This window comes from Mesonia sp. K7, from assembly GCF_003233725.1.
Classification (GTDB): Bacteria; Bacteroidota; Bacteroidia; order Flavobacteriales; family Flavobacteriaceae; genus Mesonia.
Genome location: NZ_QKQV01000009.1, coordinates 17,561 through 35,348, shown reverse-complemented (window position 1 = coordinate 35,348; position 17,788 = coordinate 17,561). Strand labels below are relative to the sequence as shown.

At 34.5% G+C, this 17,788-nt stretch carries 16 protein-coding genes and 1 pseudogene; 14 read left to right on the top strand and 3 right to left on the bottom strand.

Annotated features, from left to right (window positions below):
* Window positions 1-5 precede the first annotated feature (5 nt).
* Complete coding sequence (locus DNG35_RS07700) at window positions 6-665, top strand: DUF6252 family protein (RefSeq protein WP_111127538.1); 660 nt, start codon at window positions 6-8, stop codon at window positions 663-665.
* Between the two features lie 81 nt (window positions 666-746).
* Here the strand turns inward: DNG35_RS07700 and DNG35_RS07695 are convergent.
* Window positions 747-1,427: pseudogene (locus DNG35_RS07695) on the bottom strand (ATP-binding cassette domain-containing protein); the annotation flags it as partial.
* A gap of 127 nt (window positions 1,428-1,554) precedes the next feature.
* Here DNG35_RS07695 and DNG35_RS07690 point away from each other — a divergent pair.
* The 10 genes from DNG35_RS07690 to rlmN all read left to right on the top strand — a co-directional run bounded on the left by DNG35_RS07690 (window position 1,555) and on the right by rlmN (window position 12,035).
* On the top strand, window positions 1,555-2,640 hold the full coding sequence (locus tag DNG35_RS07690; RefSeq protein ID WP_111127536.1) for a bifunctional 3-deoxy-7-phosphoheptulonate synthase/chorismate mutase type II: 1,086 nt from the start codon (window positions 1,555-1,557) through the stop codon (window positions 2,638-2,640).
* A gap of 6 nt (window positions 2,641-2,646) precedes the next feature.
* On the top strand, window positions 2,647-3,597 hold the full coding sequence (gene rsgA, locus DNG35_RS07685; RefSeq protein ID WP_111127534.1) for a ribosome small subunit-dependent GTPase A: 951 nt from the start codon (window positions 2,647-2,649) through the stop codon (window positions 3,595-3,597).
* Entirely contained in the window at window positions 3,594-4,046 is a 453-nt protein-coding gene (gene dtd, locus DNG35_RS07680; protein ID WP_111127532.1) for a D-aminoacyl-tRNA deacylase, read from the top strand. The genes rsgA and dtd overlap by 4 nt, the downstream gene beginning before the upstream one ends.
* A gap of 46 nt (window positions 4,047-4,092) precedes the next feature.
* A complete protein-coding gene (locus tag DNG35_RS07675) occupies window positions 4,093-6,006 on the top strand; it encodes a DUF3857 domain-containing transglutaminase family protein (RefSeq protein WP_111127530.1) in 1,914 nt (637 codons plus the stop codon).
* 2 nt (window positions 6,007-6,008) lie between these two features.
* Window positions 6,009-7,958, top strand: coding sequence for a DUF3857 domain-containing protein (locus tag DNG35_RS07670; RefSeq protein ID WP_111127528.1), 1,950 nt, complete (start codon window positions 6,009-6,011; stop codon window positions 7,956-7,958).
* A 2-nt stretch (window positions 7,959-7,960) separates the two neighbouring features.
* Window positions 7,961-8,287, top strand: a complete 327-nt coding sequence (locus DNG35_RS07665) for a nucleotide pyrophosphohydrolase (RefSeq protein ID WP_111127526.1) — start codon at window positions 7,961-7,963, stop codon at window positions 8,285-8,287.
* A complete protein-coding gene (locus DNG35_RS07660; protein ID WP_146228844.1) occupies window positions 8,288-8,548 on the top strand; it encodes a hypothetical protein in 261 nt (86 codons plus the stop codon). It abuts the gene before it with no gap.
* The gene (aroA, locus tag DNG35_RS07655; RefSeq protein ID WP_111127522.1) at window positions 8,549-9,775 is read left to right on the top strand and encodes a 3-phosphoshikimate 1-carboxyvinyltransferase; all 1,227 of its coding nucleotides are present in this window, start codon (window positions 8,549-8,551) and stop codon (window positions 9,773-9,775) included. It begins immediately after the preceding gene.
* 95 nt (window positions 9,776-9,870) lie between these two features.
* Window positions 9,871-10,920: a tRNA preQ1(34) S-adenosylmethionine ribosyltransferase-isomerase QueA gene (gene queA, locus DNG35_RS07650; RefSeq protein WP_111127520.1), complete on the top strand. Its 1,050-nt coding sequence runs from the start codon at window positions 9,871-9,873 to the stop codon at window positions 10,918-10,920.
* A gap of 68 nt (window positions 10,921-10,988) precedes the next feature.
* Window positions 10,989-12,035 (top strand): 23S rRNA (adenine(2503)-C(2))-methyltransferase RlmN, encoded by a 1,047-nt coding sequence (rlmN, locus tag DNG35_RS07645; protein WP_111127518.1) that lies wholly within the window; start codon window positions 10,989-10,991, stop codon window positions 12,033-12,035.
* Between the two features lie 119 nt (window positions 12,036-12,154).
* On the opposite strand, the gene DNG35_RS07640 is transcribed toward rlmN, so the two are convergent.
* Both DNG35_RS07640 and DNG35_RS07635 read right to left on the bottom strand, forming a co-directional pair.
* Window positions 12,155-13,084, bottom strand: a complete 930-nt coding sequence (locus DNG35_RS07640; RefSeq protein ID WP_111127516.1) for a T9SS type A sorting domain-containing protein — start codon at window positions 13,082-13,084, stop codon at window positions 12,155-12,157.
* Window positions 13,085-13,165: 81 nt separating this feature from the next.
* Window positions 13,166-14,005 carry a T9SS type A sorting domain-containing protein gene (locus tag DNG35_RS07635; protein ID WP_111127514.1) on the bottom strand — a complete coding sequence of 280 codons (840 nt, stop codon included), beginning with the start codon at window positions 14,003-14,005 and terminating at the stop codon, window positions 13,166-13,168.
* A gap of 85 nt (window positions 14,006-14,090) precedes the next feature.
* Here DNG35_RS07635 and DNG35_RS12175 point away from each other — a divergent pair, with 85 nt between their 5' ends.
* Genes DNG35_RS12175 through DNG35_RS07625 form a run of 3 tightly spaced genes read left to right on the top strand, consistent with a single transcriptional unit; the run spans window position 14,091 to window position 17,766 of the window.
* A complete protein-coding gene (locus tag DNG35_RS12175; RefSeq protein ID WP_158524881.1) occupies window positions 14,091-14,234 on the top strand; it encodes a hypothetical protein in 144 nt (47 codons plus the stop codon).
* On the top strand, window positions 14,221-16,773 hold the full coding sequence (locus DNG35_RS07630; protein ID WP_111127512.1) for an alkaline phosphatase family protein: 2,553 nt from the start codon (window positions 14,221-14,223) through the stop codon (window positions 16,771-16,773). Before DNG35_RS12175 ends, DNG35_RS07630 begins: the two co-directional genes overlap by 14 nt.
* Window positions 16,774-16,785: 12 nt before the next feature.
* On the top strand, window positions 16,786-17,766 hold the full coding sequence (locus DNG35_RS07625; protein ID WP_111127510.1) for a polyprenyl synthetase family protein: 981 nt from the start codon (window positions 16,786-16,788) through the stop codon (window positions 17,764-17,766).
* Window positions 17,767-17,788 lie beyond the last annotated feature (22 nt).

Genomic DNA, 17,788 nt, shown 5'->3' with positions numbered 1-17,788 from the left:
AATTTATGAGGAATTTTACCTTAATGTTCATGCTAGCAGCCTTATTCGTAGGTTGCCAAGGTGATTCAGAATTTAATATGCCTTCTATTCAAGGAGAAGTAGATACCGTTTTTTATAGAGCTACCAATACCAGTGCTACCATAAACGATGATGGTTCGGTAACCATAACTGGCCAACACGACGACGGGACGGTAGTTTTAAAATTTGCAGAATACGAAGTTGGTAATTACGGTATCGATGGTAATATGAGCAACACGGCTTCTTTTACCACAGAAGATAATGTAAATTACATTACCAATGACGAAGGCGAAGGAATCATAAATGTAGTGAAAATAGAAAATGGAGAACTGTTTGGTGATTTTTACTTTAATGCTTATAGAGAAGGTGTTGGAGACACCTTAAATTTTAGTAGAGGCTCATTTTTTGGTGTTCCGCTAACCAATCCAACACCACCAACGGGTCCTTCGCAAGCCTGTATAGTTGCACAGGCAGATGCTGCACAGGCAGAAATGACTTTTGATCAAACCAATCCAAATGATACACAGGCAATGACAGACAACTGTAATGCGTACAAAGCAGCCTTAGAATCACAAATGCAAGAATGTGGTGATTCTGATGGAAGTATTCAAGATGAAATTGATACGCTAGGCGATTGTACTTTTTAATATAAAAGTAGGATTATTATAATAAAGCTCACTTGAAAAAGTGAGCTTTTTGTTTTATGTAAACCCTTGTTATGAAGTCAATTCAATAAATATACTTTCTAACGTTTTACCTTTTTCAAGTTCTTCAGTTTGAAGATCGGCGACTTTGTTTCCTTTTTTTATGATGATGATACGGTCGCAAATGGCTTCTACTTCTTGCATAATGTGAGTGGAAAGAAAAACCGTTTTTTCTTTTCCTACTTTTTTAATGAGTTCACGTATTTGCAATAACTGATTTGGGTCTAAACCTGTAGTTGGCTCGTCTAGGATGAGTATTTCTGGGTCGTGAAGTAAAGCATTTGCCAAACCCACTCTTTGGCGATAACCTTTAGAAAGTTGTTCAATTTTTTTATTGGCTTCATTTTCAAGACCAGTCAATTGAATGACTTCTTCAATTCTATTTCTGTTGGTTTGGTAGACATTAGCGTTAAAAGCAAGGTACTCACGCACATACATTTCTGTATAAAGCGGATTGTGTTCTGGTAAATAACCTATAATTTGCTGGATTTCTCTTTTGTGAATGTCTAATTCTTTTCCATTAATGGAGATTTTACCTTCGTAATTTTCGATAAAACCAGTGAGAATTTTCATTAAAGTAGATTTCCCGGCACCATTTGGGCCTAAAAAACCAATAATTTCACCTTTTTCAATAGAAAAACTTAAATCATCTAGCGCCTTTTGCGTTCCATAGAATTTGGTGACATTTTCAACAACAATACCCATGCTTATATTTTTTTCAAATTTATGAAATGAATTCAATACGGTAAAAATAAAAGCTCTCTTATGAATTACATGTTTAAATTGTAAAAACAAATGTATCTTCGCATACGTATGATAATAATACATACTCATGAGTAAAGACAGCATTCAAAATAGATGGCTTTCTAAATTTAAACACCAAAACCCGTTTATTATTGCAGGGCCTTGTAGTGCAGAAACCGAAGAGCAAGTGGTGCAAATTGCCCAAGAACTTAAAGATAGTGAAGTTTCTGTTATACGTGCTGGTATTTGGAAACCAAGAACTCGCCCCGGGAATTTTGAAGGCGTAGGCGCAATCGGCTTAAATTGGCTTAAAACAGCTAAAGTGGAAACAGGATTGCAAACCGCTACTGAAGTGGCAAATCCGTATCATGTAGAGTTGGCATTAAAAAACGAAATAGATATTTTATGGATTGGAGCCAGAACGACGGTTTCTCCGTTTAATGTGCAAGAAATTGCAGAAGTTTTACGCGGAACCAATAAAACAGTACTTATAAAAAACCCCGTTAATCCAGATTTATCTTTATGGATTGGAGCCATCGAAAGGTTTTTAAATCAAGATGTCAAAAACTTAGGAGCGATTCACCGAGGTTTTTCGAGTTATAACAATTCTACTTATCGCAATGTTCCCGAATGGCAGATCGCCATCGATTTACAGAGCGAATTCCCGGAAATGCCTATTATTTTAGACCCTTCGCACATTGCAGGAAGAAGAGATTTGATTTTTGAACTCTGCCAAACGGCTTTAGATCTTAATTACAACGGTTTGATGGTCGAGACCCATCACAATCCAGATAAAGCTTGGAGTGATAGCCAACAACAGATTACACCGCAAACACTCTTAAAATTTCTAAGCGAACTCAAAGTAAGAAAGCAACATTCTGATGATGTAAATTTCTCAAAAGATTTAGAAAAATTAAGAGCTCAAATCGATGTCATGGATGATAAACTTATGGAAGTTTTGATAGACAGAATGCAAATTGCAGATAAAATAGGCGGACTTAAAAAAGAACATAATGTAGCGATTTTTCAACCCGAGCGATGGAAACAAATTCTCGAAAAAATGATTGAAAAAGGTGATGGAAAAGGATTGCAAAAAGAATTTATTTTAAATTTATACAAAGCAATCCATCAAGAATCAATTGCGCATCAACAAAAAATTATCCATAAAAACTAAACTTACGTGAACGGAACCGTTTATAAATCTACTGGAAGTTGGTACCTTGTAAAAGGTCAGGACGGTGTGTTTTATAATTGTCGCATCAAAGGAAAATTCAGAATAAAAGGAATTAAAAATACCAATCCCGTTGCGGTTGGTGATCAGGTAGTTTTTAAAATAGACGATGCAGGTGAAGAGAAAACAGGTGTGATCCAAAAGATAGAAGCTCGTAAAAATTATATCATTAGAAAATCGGTCAACCTTTCTAAACAAACCCATATTATTGCCGCTAATATCGATAGGGCTTTTTTGATGGTCACTATAAATAATCCTCCTACATTCACCAGTTTTATCGATCGGTTTTTGGTCACTGCCGAAGCTTATGACATTCAATCGGTAATTCTGTTTAATAAAATAGATACCTATAACGAAGAAGAAGTTTTGGAGGTAAAATTTCTCAAATCACTTTATGAAAATATAGGTTACACTTGCGTGGAAATTTCTGCAAAACAGAAAAATAATGTGGATAAAGTAAAAGAGCTCATGCGAGGAAAAACATGTTTGTTCTCTGGTCATAGCGGCGTAGGAAAGTCTACTTTAATAAATGCTATCGAACCTAACCTCAATCTAAAAACGGCAGAAATCTCTGAACAACATTTACAAGGCCAACACACAACGACTTTTGCAGAAATGTATGATTTGTCTTTTGATGCTAAAATTATCGATACACCGGGGATCAAAGGTTTTGGGATTGTAGAAATAGAAAAAGAGGAGTTAGGGGATTATTTTCCTGAGTTTTTTCAGCGAAAGTATTTGTGCAAATTCAATAACTGTTTGCATATCGATGAGCCTAAATGTGAAGTGAAAAATGCATTGGAAAAGAATGAAATTGCTTGGTCGAGGTACAAGTCGTATTTGCAAATGATAGAAGGAGAAGACGAAAACTATAGAACCGATATTTATACCAACAAATGAGAGTAGTCATACAGCGAGTTTCTGAAGCGAGTGTTAAAATCAATCAAAGAATTGCAGGGGCGATTCAGCAAGGTTTTCTAATTTTATTAGGAATAGAAAATGAAGACACCCAAGAAGACGTCGATTGGTTATGTAAAAAAATCGTTAATTTGCGTGTGTTTCCTGATGAAGAAGGGTTAATGAATAAATCTTTACTGGATATCGATGGAAAAGTCTTGTTGATAAGTCAATTTACGTTACACGCGAGCACTAAAAAAGGAAACCGCCCAAGTTTTATCAAAGCGGCAAAACCTGAAGTCGCGATTCCATTATATGAGAGTTTTAAAATTTCGTTAGAAAGCTTGTTGCGTAAAGAGGTTGCCACAGGAGAATTTGGAGCAGATATGAAAGTTTCGCTCATTAACGATGGTCCGGTAACCATAATTATAGATTCGAAAAATAAAGAATAAGAAGTGTTTGTTTTTTTATAGTTTTGGCAAAAGAAAAGCATAGTTGATGAAATATAGACTGATTTATATCCTAACCTTTATTTTACTTTCTAAAAATATAACGGCACAAGAGGGTTACCTTATTACAGATTTTGAATTAAAAGAAAATAGAGGTGTGAATGCTTTTATTCGAGAATATGTAAGAGAGATAGAAATCAATAGTATAGACCAAATGACAATAAGTGATTATAAGGTCATTACCGTTTATAACCAAAAAGGAAATGAAGCTGTACAGGCTTATGCTTGGTATGACGATTCCAGAAAAGTAAAAAATATTTCTGCAGAAGTTTTTGATGCTTCAGGAAATAAACTAAAATCATTTAAAGCTAGAGATTTTAATGATAAAGCTGCTGTAGATAATAGCTCATTATATCAAGACAGTAGGGTGAAAGCTTTACCCTTTAACCCCATTTCATATCCTTATACAGTAATCTTTGAAAAAACAATTGTTTCAGAAAATACAGGCTTAATTCCTACTTTTTATTTTGTAAATCGTTCTGATGTAAAGGTGAAAAACTCAAAGTATATTTTTAAATACGATACCAAAAAAAATAAAGCTTATTTTAAAGAGAATTCTTTTGAGGGTTTAGGTATAAATAAGACGATTACAGCTGATGGGTATGAATATGAAATTAATGAGATGCCTTCTTTTAAGAGTGAGGAGTTGAGTATTGATCCTTCTAGAAGGTTTCCTAATATTATGACGAGATTAGAAAATTTCAATTTATATAAATATAAAGCGCAGGGAATAACAAGCTGGGATGCGTTAGGAAGTTGGTATTATGCTGAATTATTAAATGGAAAATCTGATTTAAGCGAAGAAACGCTTAATGAAATTAAAAGTTTAACCAAAGATTTGACCAGTAAACGAGAAAAAGCTGCTGCAGTATATAACTATGTTCAAAATAATTTTCGATACATTAGTGTGCAAATTGGTGTCGGAGGCTTACAGCCCATTTCTGCAGAGGAAGTAGATGAGAAAAAATATGGAGACTGTAAAGGCTTGTCTAATTATACAAGATCGCTGTTAGAAGCAATAGGTATAGAATCCTATTTAGCGATTATAGAGGCGGGAAGGAGTAAAGTTAATGTTACCAAAGACTTCCCCAATTTTATAGATGGAAACCATATGATTTTGGCAATTCCAGAAAAAAATAATACTTATAACTGGATAGATTGTACAAGTAGAACAAATCCATATGCTTTTTTAGGTGATTTTACAGATGATAGATATGCTTTTGTGATAAAACCCTCAGGTAGCGAAATTGTAAAAACACCAGCTTACTCCAACAAAGATAACTATCAAAAATTAGAGGCAAATATTTCTTTTAATACGCAAGGAAAAATTAACGTAGAGGGAAGTCTTTTAACCAAAGGAACTCAGTACAGTAATAGATCCTATGTAGCTAGTTTAGAAAAAGAAGAACTAAAAAAGCGCGATAAAAGATTTTGGAGTCAGATTAATAATTTAGAAGTACAAAACCACACTTTTGTAGAGACAAAAGACAGTTTAAAATTGAAAGAAAAATTTGCTTTTACGGGTACACATTTTGGTGAAGTCATAAACGATCGAATGCTTCTTCAATTAAATATACTTAATCCGTTTAGCCATACACCAAAGCGGTATCATAACAGAGAAAACGATTTTAAAATACAAAGAGGTTTTTATGATGAAGATTTTATAGCGATAGATTTACCAGAAAATTATCAAATAGAATTTGTGCCAGAAGATGTGATTTTAAATTCAGAGTTTGGAAAATACACAAGAAAAATCACGCTAGAGAATGATAAAATTCATGTATATAAATCCTTTTTACTTTCCCAAGGAGAGTACCCTAAAGAAAAATATGAAAGCTATTACGAATTTATAAATCATGTTTCTACAGAAGAAAAAGCAAAAGCATCAATAAAAAAAATCTAAAAATGAAAAGAAACCTACTATTTATTTTATCAATACTACTTACGCAAATTAGTTTTTCTCAAGATTTAAAATATGGAAAAATTTCTGAAGAAATTTTAAAGCAAGATCAAAGTCTAATAGATGCTACTGCAGATGCAGAAATAATAGATTTTGAGAAGAAAATTTACTTTGAACTTACCGGTAATGAATTGATGTTAGTAACAGAAGTTCATAAGCGTATCAAGTTTTACAATACCTCTGATGACGCTCTAAGCCATGCGTCTCATGAAGTTTATCTCTACAAAGGCGAAACAGAAAAGGAGAAGATACACCATTTAAAAGGAGCTACCTACAATTTATCCGGAGATAAAATAGTAAAAGACAAACTTGAGAATAGTCAAGTATTTGAAACCAATCATAACGAATTTAATGATGTTGTGAAATTTACGATGCCTAATGTGCAAGATGGCTCTGTCGTAGAGTATTCATACCATATTAGATCTCCATTTTTTTTCAATATCGAAGAGTTGAGGTACCAAGACGATATTCCCATAAGAGATTTTTATGCAGAGGTTAAGATTCCTACCTATATGCAGTTTAATAGACTCCCTAAAGGTTTTGTTTTTCCTAATGTAAAAGAAGAAAAAGATATTTTTGACAATAAAGCAAATAATAAAGTAAATAAATATGAATACTCTATAAGCAACGTCCCGGCAATCAAGTCAGAAAAATGGGTAGATAATATAGATAATTATATAGCAGGTACTTTATTTGAAATTGTAGCGGTAAGTTACGCCAATGGAGATGTTAAAGTTTATTCCTTGAACTGGAATGATGTAGCTAAAACATTAACAGAGCATGAAGATTACAAAAACGGCTTGACAAAAGATGCTTCCTATAGAGATGAATTAACGACCTACCTTCAAGGAACGACAGATCCAATAGAAAAAATGCATAAAGTGTTGAGGTTTACCAAAGAACACATCTCCTGGAATAATCGATATGGAAAGTATTTTGAAAACGGTATTCGTAAAGCTTTCAAAGAAAAGACAGGAAATGTTGCAGATGTAAATCTAAGTTTAGTTTCTATGTTGCGGCATGCGGGCCTCGAGGCAGTACCAATTGTTTTAACGACAAGAGATTTTATGAGACCAATCATACCTACCATAACACACCTTAATTATGTTGTTGCTTATGTAAAGATAGATGATAAAGATTTTCTTCTTGATGCTACAGATATTTACAGTGAACCAAATATTCTTCCACGTAGAGCTTATAATTACTTTGGTTTAGTGGTAGATCCTTATCAAAATTTATGGAACCAGATTAATCTGCAATCTCCACGAATGGCAATAGGAATCAAACTAGTAAATTTAGAGTTTGATTTTTCAGACAAATCAGTTTTTGGAAGTTTTAAAGAAATGAAGAAAAATCATTATGCTTATTACGCAAAACGACAATACTATAATAGCTCTGAAGAAGAATATATAAGCGAGAAGGAAAAGCAATGGGAAGATTTAGTGATTGAAGAGTACGATATGAATGATGAAGAGTCCCAGAGAGTACAAGAAGATTTTAACTATAAAAAATCAAATGCTTATTCTTTAATAGGTGATGAAATTCTTTTTAACCCATTAATATTTGGGAGGTATAAAACAACTCCTTTTAAAGCAGACGAAAGAAATTATCCAGTAGATTTTTTTGCTCCATACCAAGATAAAATGGTTTTAAACATTAAAGTTCCAGAAGGTTATAAGGTAAAAAGTTTGCCAGAATCAAAACACATAACTTTTGGGAGTAATATAGGTGATTTTAAATATCTAATTACCGAATCAAACGGTTTCATTCGGGTTTCTTTAGAAGAAACTATGAAAAATAATAGAGTGTTTAAAGAAGATTATAAGAGCTTAAAAGAGTATTTTGATAAAATTGTAGAATTACAATCAAAACAAATTGTACTAGAAAAGGTATAACTATGAATATACAAAACGCCCAAAAAGCAGTTGACAATTGGATAAAAGAACATGGGGTTCGTTACTTCAACGAGCTTACCAATATGGCTCAACTAACCGAAGAAGTTGGGGAAGTAGCCCGTATTATTGCTCGTCGCTATGGCGAACAAAGCGAAAAAGAATCTGATAAAAACAAAGATTTAGGTGAAGAACTGGCCGATGTGGTTTTTGTGGTCTTGTGTTTGGCTAACCAAACGGGAGTCAATTTACAAGAAGCTTTCGATAGAAAATTAGATCTCAAAACGAAGAGAGACCACGATCGCCATCAACAAAACAAAAAACTAAAATAAATGTTTAAACAAATCATAAAAATGCCGAGTTTCTGGAAATCAGTATTGATTTTGGCGATGCTCTTTATCATCTTCTACAATTTATTGTATGTAAGTTTACAATACGGCTTTGATTTTGATACCTACTTTACAAATTACGTTTCCAAAAACATTTCAAAGTTTGTGTTTGCAAATGTGCTAAGTGGTGCGGTCTATGGTTTTGTGGTGGTTTATTTTCGGTTTTATCGAAATCTAAAAAACCAACAAAAGAAAAACTCGTAGATGGACTTTCGGGTTCAAATAACACCCAAAGAGCTTAGAGGCGAAATAAATATTTCGGGTTCTAAAAGTGAGTCGAACCGATTGTTGATTTTACAAGCCTTACATCCAGAAGTTCAGATAAAAAACCTGTCTGATGCTCAAGATACCCAAGTTTTACAAACCGCTTTAAAAAGTAAAAGCAATAAAATAAATATCGGTCATGCCGGAACGGCAATGCGTTTTTTAACCGCTTTTTTTGCAACGCAGAACAATAGAGAAGTGGTGTTAAAAGGCTCCGAAAGAATGCACCAACGACCCATTCAACCTTTGGTAGATGCGTTGCAAAAATTAGGAGCAGATATCCAATGCTTGGGAGAAGAAGGTTTTCCACCTTTAAGGATAAAAGGGAAAAAAATAGTAGGAAATGCTATTGAGATGGAGGCTCATATCAGTAGCCAATTTATTACCGCCATTTTATTGATAGCGACCAAATTTGATAGCGTATTTACCATTTCCCTTAACGGAAAAATTACTTCGCGTCCTTATATTTTAATGACGTTGAGCTTGATAGAACAACTCGGAATAAAAACTTCTTTCGAAGGAAATAACATTACAATCTACCCAGCTCGAGTAAGGTCAACTCGATTTGCGGTTGAGCCCGATTGGAGCTCAGCGTCTTATTTTTATAGTATAGTTGCGCTTTCTGAAAGTGCTAAAATTACGTTGCCTAATTTTCAAAAAGAAAGCTTACAAGGGGATGCCAGATTGGTTGAAATCTATGAGCAATTTGGAGTAAAAACTACGTTTGGCGAAACAGGAATTCGATTAGAAAAAGCTTCAAAAGATTTACCTCAAAAAATCAAACTTAATCTCAACCAAACTCCAGATCTAGCCCAGACCATTGCAGTCACTTGCCTAGGTTTAGGGGTCGAGTGTCAACTTACAGGCTTAGAAACTTTGGTTGCTAAAGAAACCAACCGATTAGTGGCGTTAAAAGCAGAAATAGAAAAATTTGGTGCTAAAGTTCTTATAGATAAAGAATCGTTAATACTTACTCCAATTCCGCGGAAGCTAAAAGAAGATGTCACGATAAAAACCTATGAAGACCATAGAATGGCAATGGCTTTCGCTCCGTTGGCTTTAAGAACTTCGTTAACCATACAAAATGTAAAAGTGGTCCAAAAATCTTTTCCGAAATTTTGGGAAGCATTGCAGAAACTAAATTTTGAGCTGATACCCGTAAGCTAATTCTGTGATTTTTAAGAAAAAGTAAGTCATTTACTTGACATCGCCCATGCGATAGTTGTATATTTGCCGTTCTAAAAAAATACACAAAAATGGGGATGAAATTATCTCAGTTCAACTTTGAACTACCAAAAGAATTACTTGCCGAGTATCCATCAGAACACAGAGACGAAGCCAGATTAATGGTTGTAAATAGAAAAGAAGGTACGATAGAACATAAAATGTTTAAAGACCTCATTAACTATTTCGATACCGATGATGTAATGGTGCTTAACAATACAAAGGTATTTCCAGCGAGATTATTTGGTAACAAAGAGAAAACCGGTGCGAGAATCGAGGTTTTTCTTTTAAGAGAATTAAATCCAGAAACCAGATTATGGGATGTTTTGGTAGATCCTGCTAGAAAAATAAGAATTGGGAACAAGCTTTATTTTGGTGACGACGAGAGTTTGGTGGCAGAAGTAATTGATAATACCACTTCACGTGGAAGAACATTACGTTTCTTATATGACGGTTCGTACGAAGATTTCAGAAAGAAATTAACCGAGCTAGGGGAAACGCCACTTCCAAAATACATCAAAAGAGAGGTAGAGCCAGAAGATGCTGAACGTTACCAAACCATTTATGCAAAAAACGAAGGTGCAGTGGCAGCTCCAACTGCTGGTTTGCACTTTTCAAAACACCTCTTAAAAAGGTTGGAAATAAAAGGGGTAAACCTTGCTGAAGTAACACTTCACGTTGGTTTAGGAACTTTTAGTCCGGTAGAAGTAGAAGACCTTTCGAAGCATAAAATGGATAGCGAAGAAGCAATTATTGATAAGACGGCAACTCAAATAGTCAATAAAGCGATTGTAGAAAAAAGAAAAGTATGTGCGGTGGGTACAACCGTTATGAGAACTTTAGAAAGTGCAGTTTCTTCTAATGGGCAGCTTAACGAGTTTCAAGGCTGGACCAATAAGTTTATCTTCCCTCCGTACGATTTTAGTATTGCGAATTGTATGATTACAAATTTTCATACCCCAAAATCAACTCTATTAATGATGATTTCAGCCTTTGCAGGACATGATTTAATGGAGAAAGCTTACGCGGAAGCCATCAAGGAAAAATATAAATTTTACAGTTACGGCGATGCCATGCTTATTCTGTAAATAAGTTAAAAACATTGTAAAAAGCCTGTTTGTAAAAACAGGCTTTTTATTTCTATTATCTTTGCAGTGTGAAACCAGAGAAAAAAGACATACGAGCTTTAACCAAAGAGCAACTCCGTGATTTTTTTGTAAGTCAAGGAGACAAAGCTTTTCGTGGCAATCAAGTCTACGAATGGTTGTGGAGCAAAAGCGCACACTCTTTTGAAGAAATGACCAACATTTCTAAAGAAACACGCCAAATGCTCGAAGACAATTTTGTAATCAACCACATCAAAGTAGATACGATGCAGCGCAGTAATGACGGGACCATAAAAAATGCAGTCACGTTACACGATGGTTTAACGGTGGAGTCGGTACTTATTCCTACCTTTTCACGAACAACGGCTTGTGTTTCTTCGCAAGTAGGTTGTAGCTTGGATTGTAAGTTTTGTGCCACCGCACGATTAAAAAGAATGCGTAACCTCAATCCTGACGAAATATACGATCAAGTAGTAGCAATCGATCAAGAAAGTAGGTTGTACAATCAGATGCCACTTTCCAACATTGTGTTTATGGGGATGGGCGAACCTTTGATGAACTATAACAACGTGCTTAAAGCTATCGAAAAAATAACTTCACCCGAAGGTTTAGGCATGTCGCCTAAGCGGATTACCGTTTCTACATCGGGTATCCCTAAAATGATTAAAAAGCTGGCAGACGACGAAGTAAAATTTAACCTTGCCTTATCATTGCATTCGGCGATAGATGAAGTGAGAACACAAATTATGCCTTTTAATGAGACATTTCCCTTAAGTGAACTTAAAGAATCTTTAGTCTATTGGTATGAGAAAACCAAAAAGAAAGTAACCTATGAATATTTAATTTGGAAGGGAATAAATGATAGAAAAGAAGATATAGATGCCTTGGTTCATTTTTGTAAACTCATACCTTGCAAAGTAAACATCATTGAGTACAATCCGATTGACGATGGTGAGTTTCAACAAGCAGCTGGTGAAGTGACCGAAGCCTATCAAAAAGCTTTAGAGCGAAATCATATTACGGTAACCGTACGTCGCTCTCGCGGAAAAGATATCGATGCCGCTTGTGGGCAATTGGCCAATAAATCTTCTCAATAAATAAAAAAGTCCACTCTAAGAAGAGGGGATTTAGGGGTATGTAATTACATAAATGGTAAATAAAAAACCCGCCTTTTTAGGCGGGTTTTTTATTTTATATAATCAAGTAAAACCTTAAATTATTTCTTTACAAATTTAAAAGATTTTGTTTGACCGTCGATGGTTACTTGACCAACATAAACACCGTTCTGTAGGTTAGCAATGTTTACTTGACCGTTAGTGTTGTTGATTTCAGTTTGATTTACTTTTTGACCTATTAGGTTGTAGATATCAATATTAGAGATAGTACTGTCTGATTTAACATTCAATAAGTCATTAGTTACATAGTGTGTGAAACTGTTGATTTTATTAATATCATTTGAAGCAGTATTGCTATAAGTTAAATTGTCCATGTATACAGAGCTTGCTTGAGCATCTGTCCCAGCATTATCGTGAGCAAATCTAATTCTATTTAAATCAGCAGTAACAAAATTTATACCATCATAAATTTCAGTTCCGTTAAGGAAATATTTTGCGGTTGTTCCTAATTCTACTTTAAATGTAAACCAAGTTAAACCAGTCCATACTTCTCCTGAATCAGTAAATACTAAATCTCCATTAGCATCCTCGTCTGGAACTAATATTGAGCCGTCAGCAAGAAAGGCAATTACAGGGCCTGTACTGTCATCACTTGCAATAAATCTTACCGCAGTATTTACCCCATCAGCACCAGCTGCAAAATTAATGAACATATCGAATTCCATAACCGAGGCAGTATTTGAAATCGTTGTAGATAATGTTTTTAGGGCTCCAACAATAAAACTACTTTGTTGAGGAAAAGCGCTTTCTCTAGAAATTTTAAAAGAAAATGTACCGTCTGAAGCTTCTTCGTCAGAGACCAATTGATTTTGTACAACGCCACCGCTACCGTCACCGACAACTACCCAGCCATCTTGATTGTGAATATTGCCTAAAGTGTATCCTTCTGAAGCTTCGAAAGATATATTAGTTTGTGCGTTCATCGTAAAAGTTGCTGCAAAAGCAACCAATAATAAAGTAATTTTTTTCATTTGAATTTATTTTTTAATTGACCAAATATAAAAAAAATCCGCTTTTAAAGCGGATTTTTCTATAAAAATTATGTTTCTAAACTATTTCTTTACAAACTTGAAAGACTTGGTTTGTCCTTCGATATTAGCTTGTGCAATATAAACACCACTTTGAAGGTTTCCAATATTAACAATTCCGTTATTGCTATTTATTTGAAGATTCTGTATCTGTTTACCTGTAATGTCATAAATGGTTGCCGTTTCAATAGCAGAGGTAGCAGAGGATAAATGCAATTCGTTATTATTGATGTAATAATCAAAGCCATTAAATATTTCGTTTTCTGCTGAAGCAGTGCCTTGATCTCCAGCTGTAATAGCCGTACCAGCTGTTGCTTCATATGCAAAATCTTTGATAGTAATAGTAGAGGCATCCTGTGCAACTTGAATTCTTGCCCAACCATAATGAGTTTGCCCTGCGATATCTATATGTAGACCTACATAACCATCTTGACCATCACAGAATTGACTGCTAGAAAAATAGCATCCATAAAAATTAAGAGTTCCTACTTGACCATTAAAAGCTTGATTGTTTGAATCTATAGTAGCCCCAAATGATAAATTAGAAGGATAGGCGTAATTTCCGTTGAGTGCACCCACTATAGAATTAGAATTAAAAGCTGGGCCAGCGGAAGTGACACCAGATGCAGGAATTGCTAAGGCAAAATTTGCCACACCCTGAGAACTGCCTACGTAAAATGCATAATCATCTGTGCCGTCACCATCGATGTCAAAAAAAGCAACATTACCAGTAGAAACAGTCTCATCTGTTATGTCGGTATACATAATTTGACTGTTTGCAGTAGAGGCACCTAGAACAGCAGCTGAAAAAGCTCCATACTTTATGAGTTTTTTTGATAGTTGAGTAGAGTCATTTTTTTTCATAATATGTTGTTTTTTGTTTAAAAGTTTTTTTCTTTTAAGGTTTCAAAAATTAAAAATAGCGTTTTTTGCTTAAAATTAAAAATATATGGATAAAAAAAAATATAAAATAATCGATATAAAGGATATACCTATAGAAAGTTCATTGGGTCTTTTAGCAGCTGGTGATGTTGTTTTTACAGAGTGGAAAAAGAAAATAAGAAAAGAAAGAAAAAAGAATGAAAAAAAATAAACTGTTATTAATAGGATGGGATGCTGCCGATTGGGATGTTATTTTTCCTCTTATTGCCAAAGGTCAAATGCCCACTTTAAAAAAAATTATAGAAAACGGGGTTTATGGAAACATGAGTACCATGAATCCACCCTTTTCCCCAATGTTGTGGACTTCTGTAGCTACAGGGAAAACCCCAGATAAGCATGGAGTCCTAGGCTTTATAGAACCTCTTGATGATAATTCTGGCATAAGACCAATAACAGTTACCGCTAGAAAGACTAGAGCGTTATGGAACATATTTCATAACCAAGGACTAAAGAGCAACGTTGTGGGTTGGTGGCCAAGTTATCCCGCAGAGCCTATAAATGGGACGGTAGTTTCAGATAAATTTCAAAAAGTTACAGGTGACCCTAAAAAGCAACAGCCTATTCCAGATGATGCTATTTATCCGAAAGAAAAACTGAAAGAGTTTAAAGAGTTAAAAATGTTTCCTCATGAAATAACAAGTGAACATGTATTACCCTTTATTCCCAATGCGGCTTTAGTAGATCAAGAAAAAAATAAGGGGCTTGTGCCTACAGCAAAAATAATTTCAGAGAATGTATCTGTTCACAATGCAGCTACAAGACTGTTGAGAACAAGTGATTGGGATTTTATGGCCATCTATTATGATATGATTGATCATTTTTGCCATGCGTATATGAAGTATCATCCTCCTCAATTGAAAGGAGTTACTGATCAGCAGTATAAAACATATAAAGAGGCAGTAAATGGAGCGTATCGCTTTCAGGATATGATGCTAGAAAGGCTTTTAGATTTAGCCGGAGAAGACGTAACAGTCATGGTAATGTCTGACCATGGGTTTGAATCTGGTCATAAAAGAATGCTTAAGATGCCTAAAGTCCAAGCTGCTGCTGCGATGGACCATCGTCAATTTGGAATTTTTGTAGCGAGCGGCCCCAATATTAAAAAAAATGAGAAGGTTTATGGCTTAGGCTTAATTGATGTAGCACCTACAATTCTATATCACTTTAACCTACCTATAGGCAAGGACATGGATGGAAATGTTGCTCTTGATATTTTTAAAGATTCAAAAAGTAAAATTCAATATGTTAACAGTTGGGACAAAATAGAAGGGGATTTTGGAGAACTAAAAAACCGTGAAGAGAAAAGTGATACGCTTTCTGATGAGGAAACCCTTAATCAGTTAATAGAATTGGGTTATATCGAAAAGCCAGACGGAAAGATAGAGAAAGCTGTAAAAAAAACTAAATGTGATTTAAAACATAATCTAGCTCGAGTTTATATAGGGAAAAAGGATATGGTAAATGCTAAAGAAATATTGTTAGACTTAATCAATGAAGATGAGCAAGATAAGGCACCATTTTATATGGATCTAATAAGTATCTATTTAAAAGAAAAAGACTTTGAAAAAGCAGAAAACTATTTTAACCTTTTAAAAAAATCAAAAACCGAAGTAACTTATAATTTATATTTTATTGAGTCAGAAATATTACAAGGTAATGGAAAACCATTGAAAGCCCTTAAGGTGCTTGAAGATGTGGTAGAGCAGAGCAAAACTAAAAGACCCAATGCTGAGCTTTGGTATAAGATAGGTGTTTTAAGAAATGCATTAAATAATTTTGATGCGGCTCAAATAGCTTTTGAAAAAGCAATTGAGATAGAGTCTGGAAAATCTAAATATCATGTAGCCATTGCAGAAAACTTAATAGATTTAAAAGAATATGAAGAGGCTGCAGAATATGCTTTAACAGCTATTGAACTAGTAAAGTACAATTCTATAGCTCATTACACATTAGGAAGAGCACTAGAAAAATTAGGAGATTTAGAAAATGCTAAGATAGCCTATGAAACAGCATCTAGGTTAAAACCAAAAACTTATTCCAAAGTAGAAAAGGCAATAGAGAATGTTGTGGAAAAAATAAATAAGCCTTTAAACCTTAAAGATAAATCAGCAAGTAAAGGTTGGGATAATCAGATTACTATAGTATCAGGTTTGCCTAGATCTGGAACCTCCTTAATGATGCAAATGATGGACAAAGGTGGTATAGATACTTTAACTGATGGTAAGCGAAAAGCAGACCACTCAAATCCTAAAGGTTATTATGAATATGAAAAAGTAATGAGTTTGCATAAGGATAATTCTTGGCTAAGTGAAGCTCAAAATAAATCTTTAAAGGTTGTTGCTCCGCTTTTAAAATTTTTAGACCCAAAATACAGGTACAAAATTATCTTTATGAAAAGAGATATTGATGAAGTTTTATTATCACAACAAAAAATGATAGGTAAAGATAAAAAAACTATTTCTGTGAGTATGTACAACTCGTTCTATAAGCAATTAGAGTTTGTGGATCATTGGAAAGAAAAACAACCCGGGGTAGAATTAATATATATAGATTACAAAAATGTTTTGGAAAATCCTCAGAATGAAATCAAAAAGGTTGAATCATTCATAGGAAAAGATTTAAATAAAAAGGCAATGGAAAAATGTGTTGATAAATCACTTTATCGAAATAAAGTAGAAGAGGTCAAATAAAATTCTTGTATCTTGAAGCCAATAGAAAAAATAAAACAACCCATAGCCCACGAGATGGAACTTTTCGAAAAAAAGTTCCATCTTTTTATGTCTTCCCGCGTGGCATTGCTCAACCGTATTACCCATTATGTGGTGAACCGTAAAGGCAAACAAATGCGCCCGATGTTTGTTTTTTTGGTGGCTAAAATGATCAGTAACAACAACGAAGTCAACGACAGAACCTATCGTGGTGCCTCGGTCATAGAGCTCATACACACTGCCACTTTGGTGCATGATGATGTGGTGGATGATAGCAATCGACGTCGCGGGTTTTTCTCGATCAATGCGTTATGGAAAAACAAAATTGCCGTCTTGGTAGGTGATTTTCTATTGTCTAAAGGTTTGTTGCTTTCTATCGATAACGACGATTTCGATTTGCTCAAAATTATTTCGGTAGCCGTACGCGAGATGAGCGAAGGCGAACTTTTACAAATCGAAAAAGCAAGACGACTCGATATCACCGAAGAAGTATATTACGAAATCATCCGCCAAAAAACAGCCACGCTCATTGCGGCTTGTTGCAGTTTGGGTGCTGCAGCGGTAAAACCAGCTTCTAAAGACGTCGAAAAGATGCGAAAGTTTGGTGAACTCATCGGCATGGCTTTCCAAATCAAAGATGACTTGTTTGATTATGGCGAAGAAAAAATTGGCAAGCCAACAGGTATCGACATCAAAGAACAAAAAATGACCCTTCCGTTGATTTATGTCTTGAATAATTGTGATGCTAAAGAAAAAAGTTGGCTCATCAATTCTGTCAAAAACCACAATAAAAATTCTAAAAGAGTCAAAGAGGTCATCACTTTTGTAAAAGAAAAAGGCGGATTGGATTACGCGGTCAAAAAAATGAAAGCCTACCAACAAGAAGCCTCAGAGATTCTTCAAAAATACCCAGACTCGCCTTATAAAGAATCACTTGTGACGATGATCAACTATGTCATCGACAGAAAAAAGTAATATTTTTTCTACCTTCAAGGCA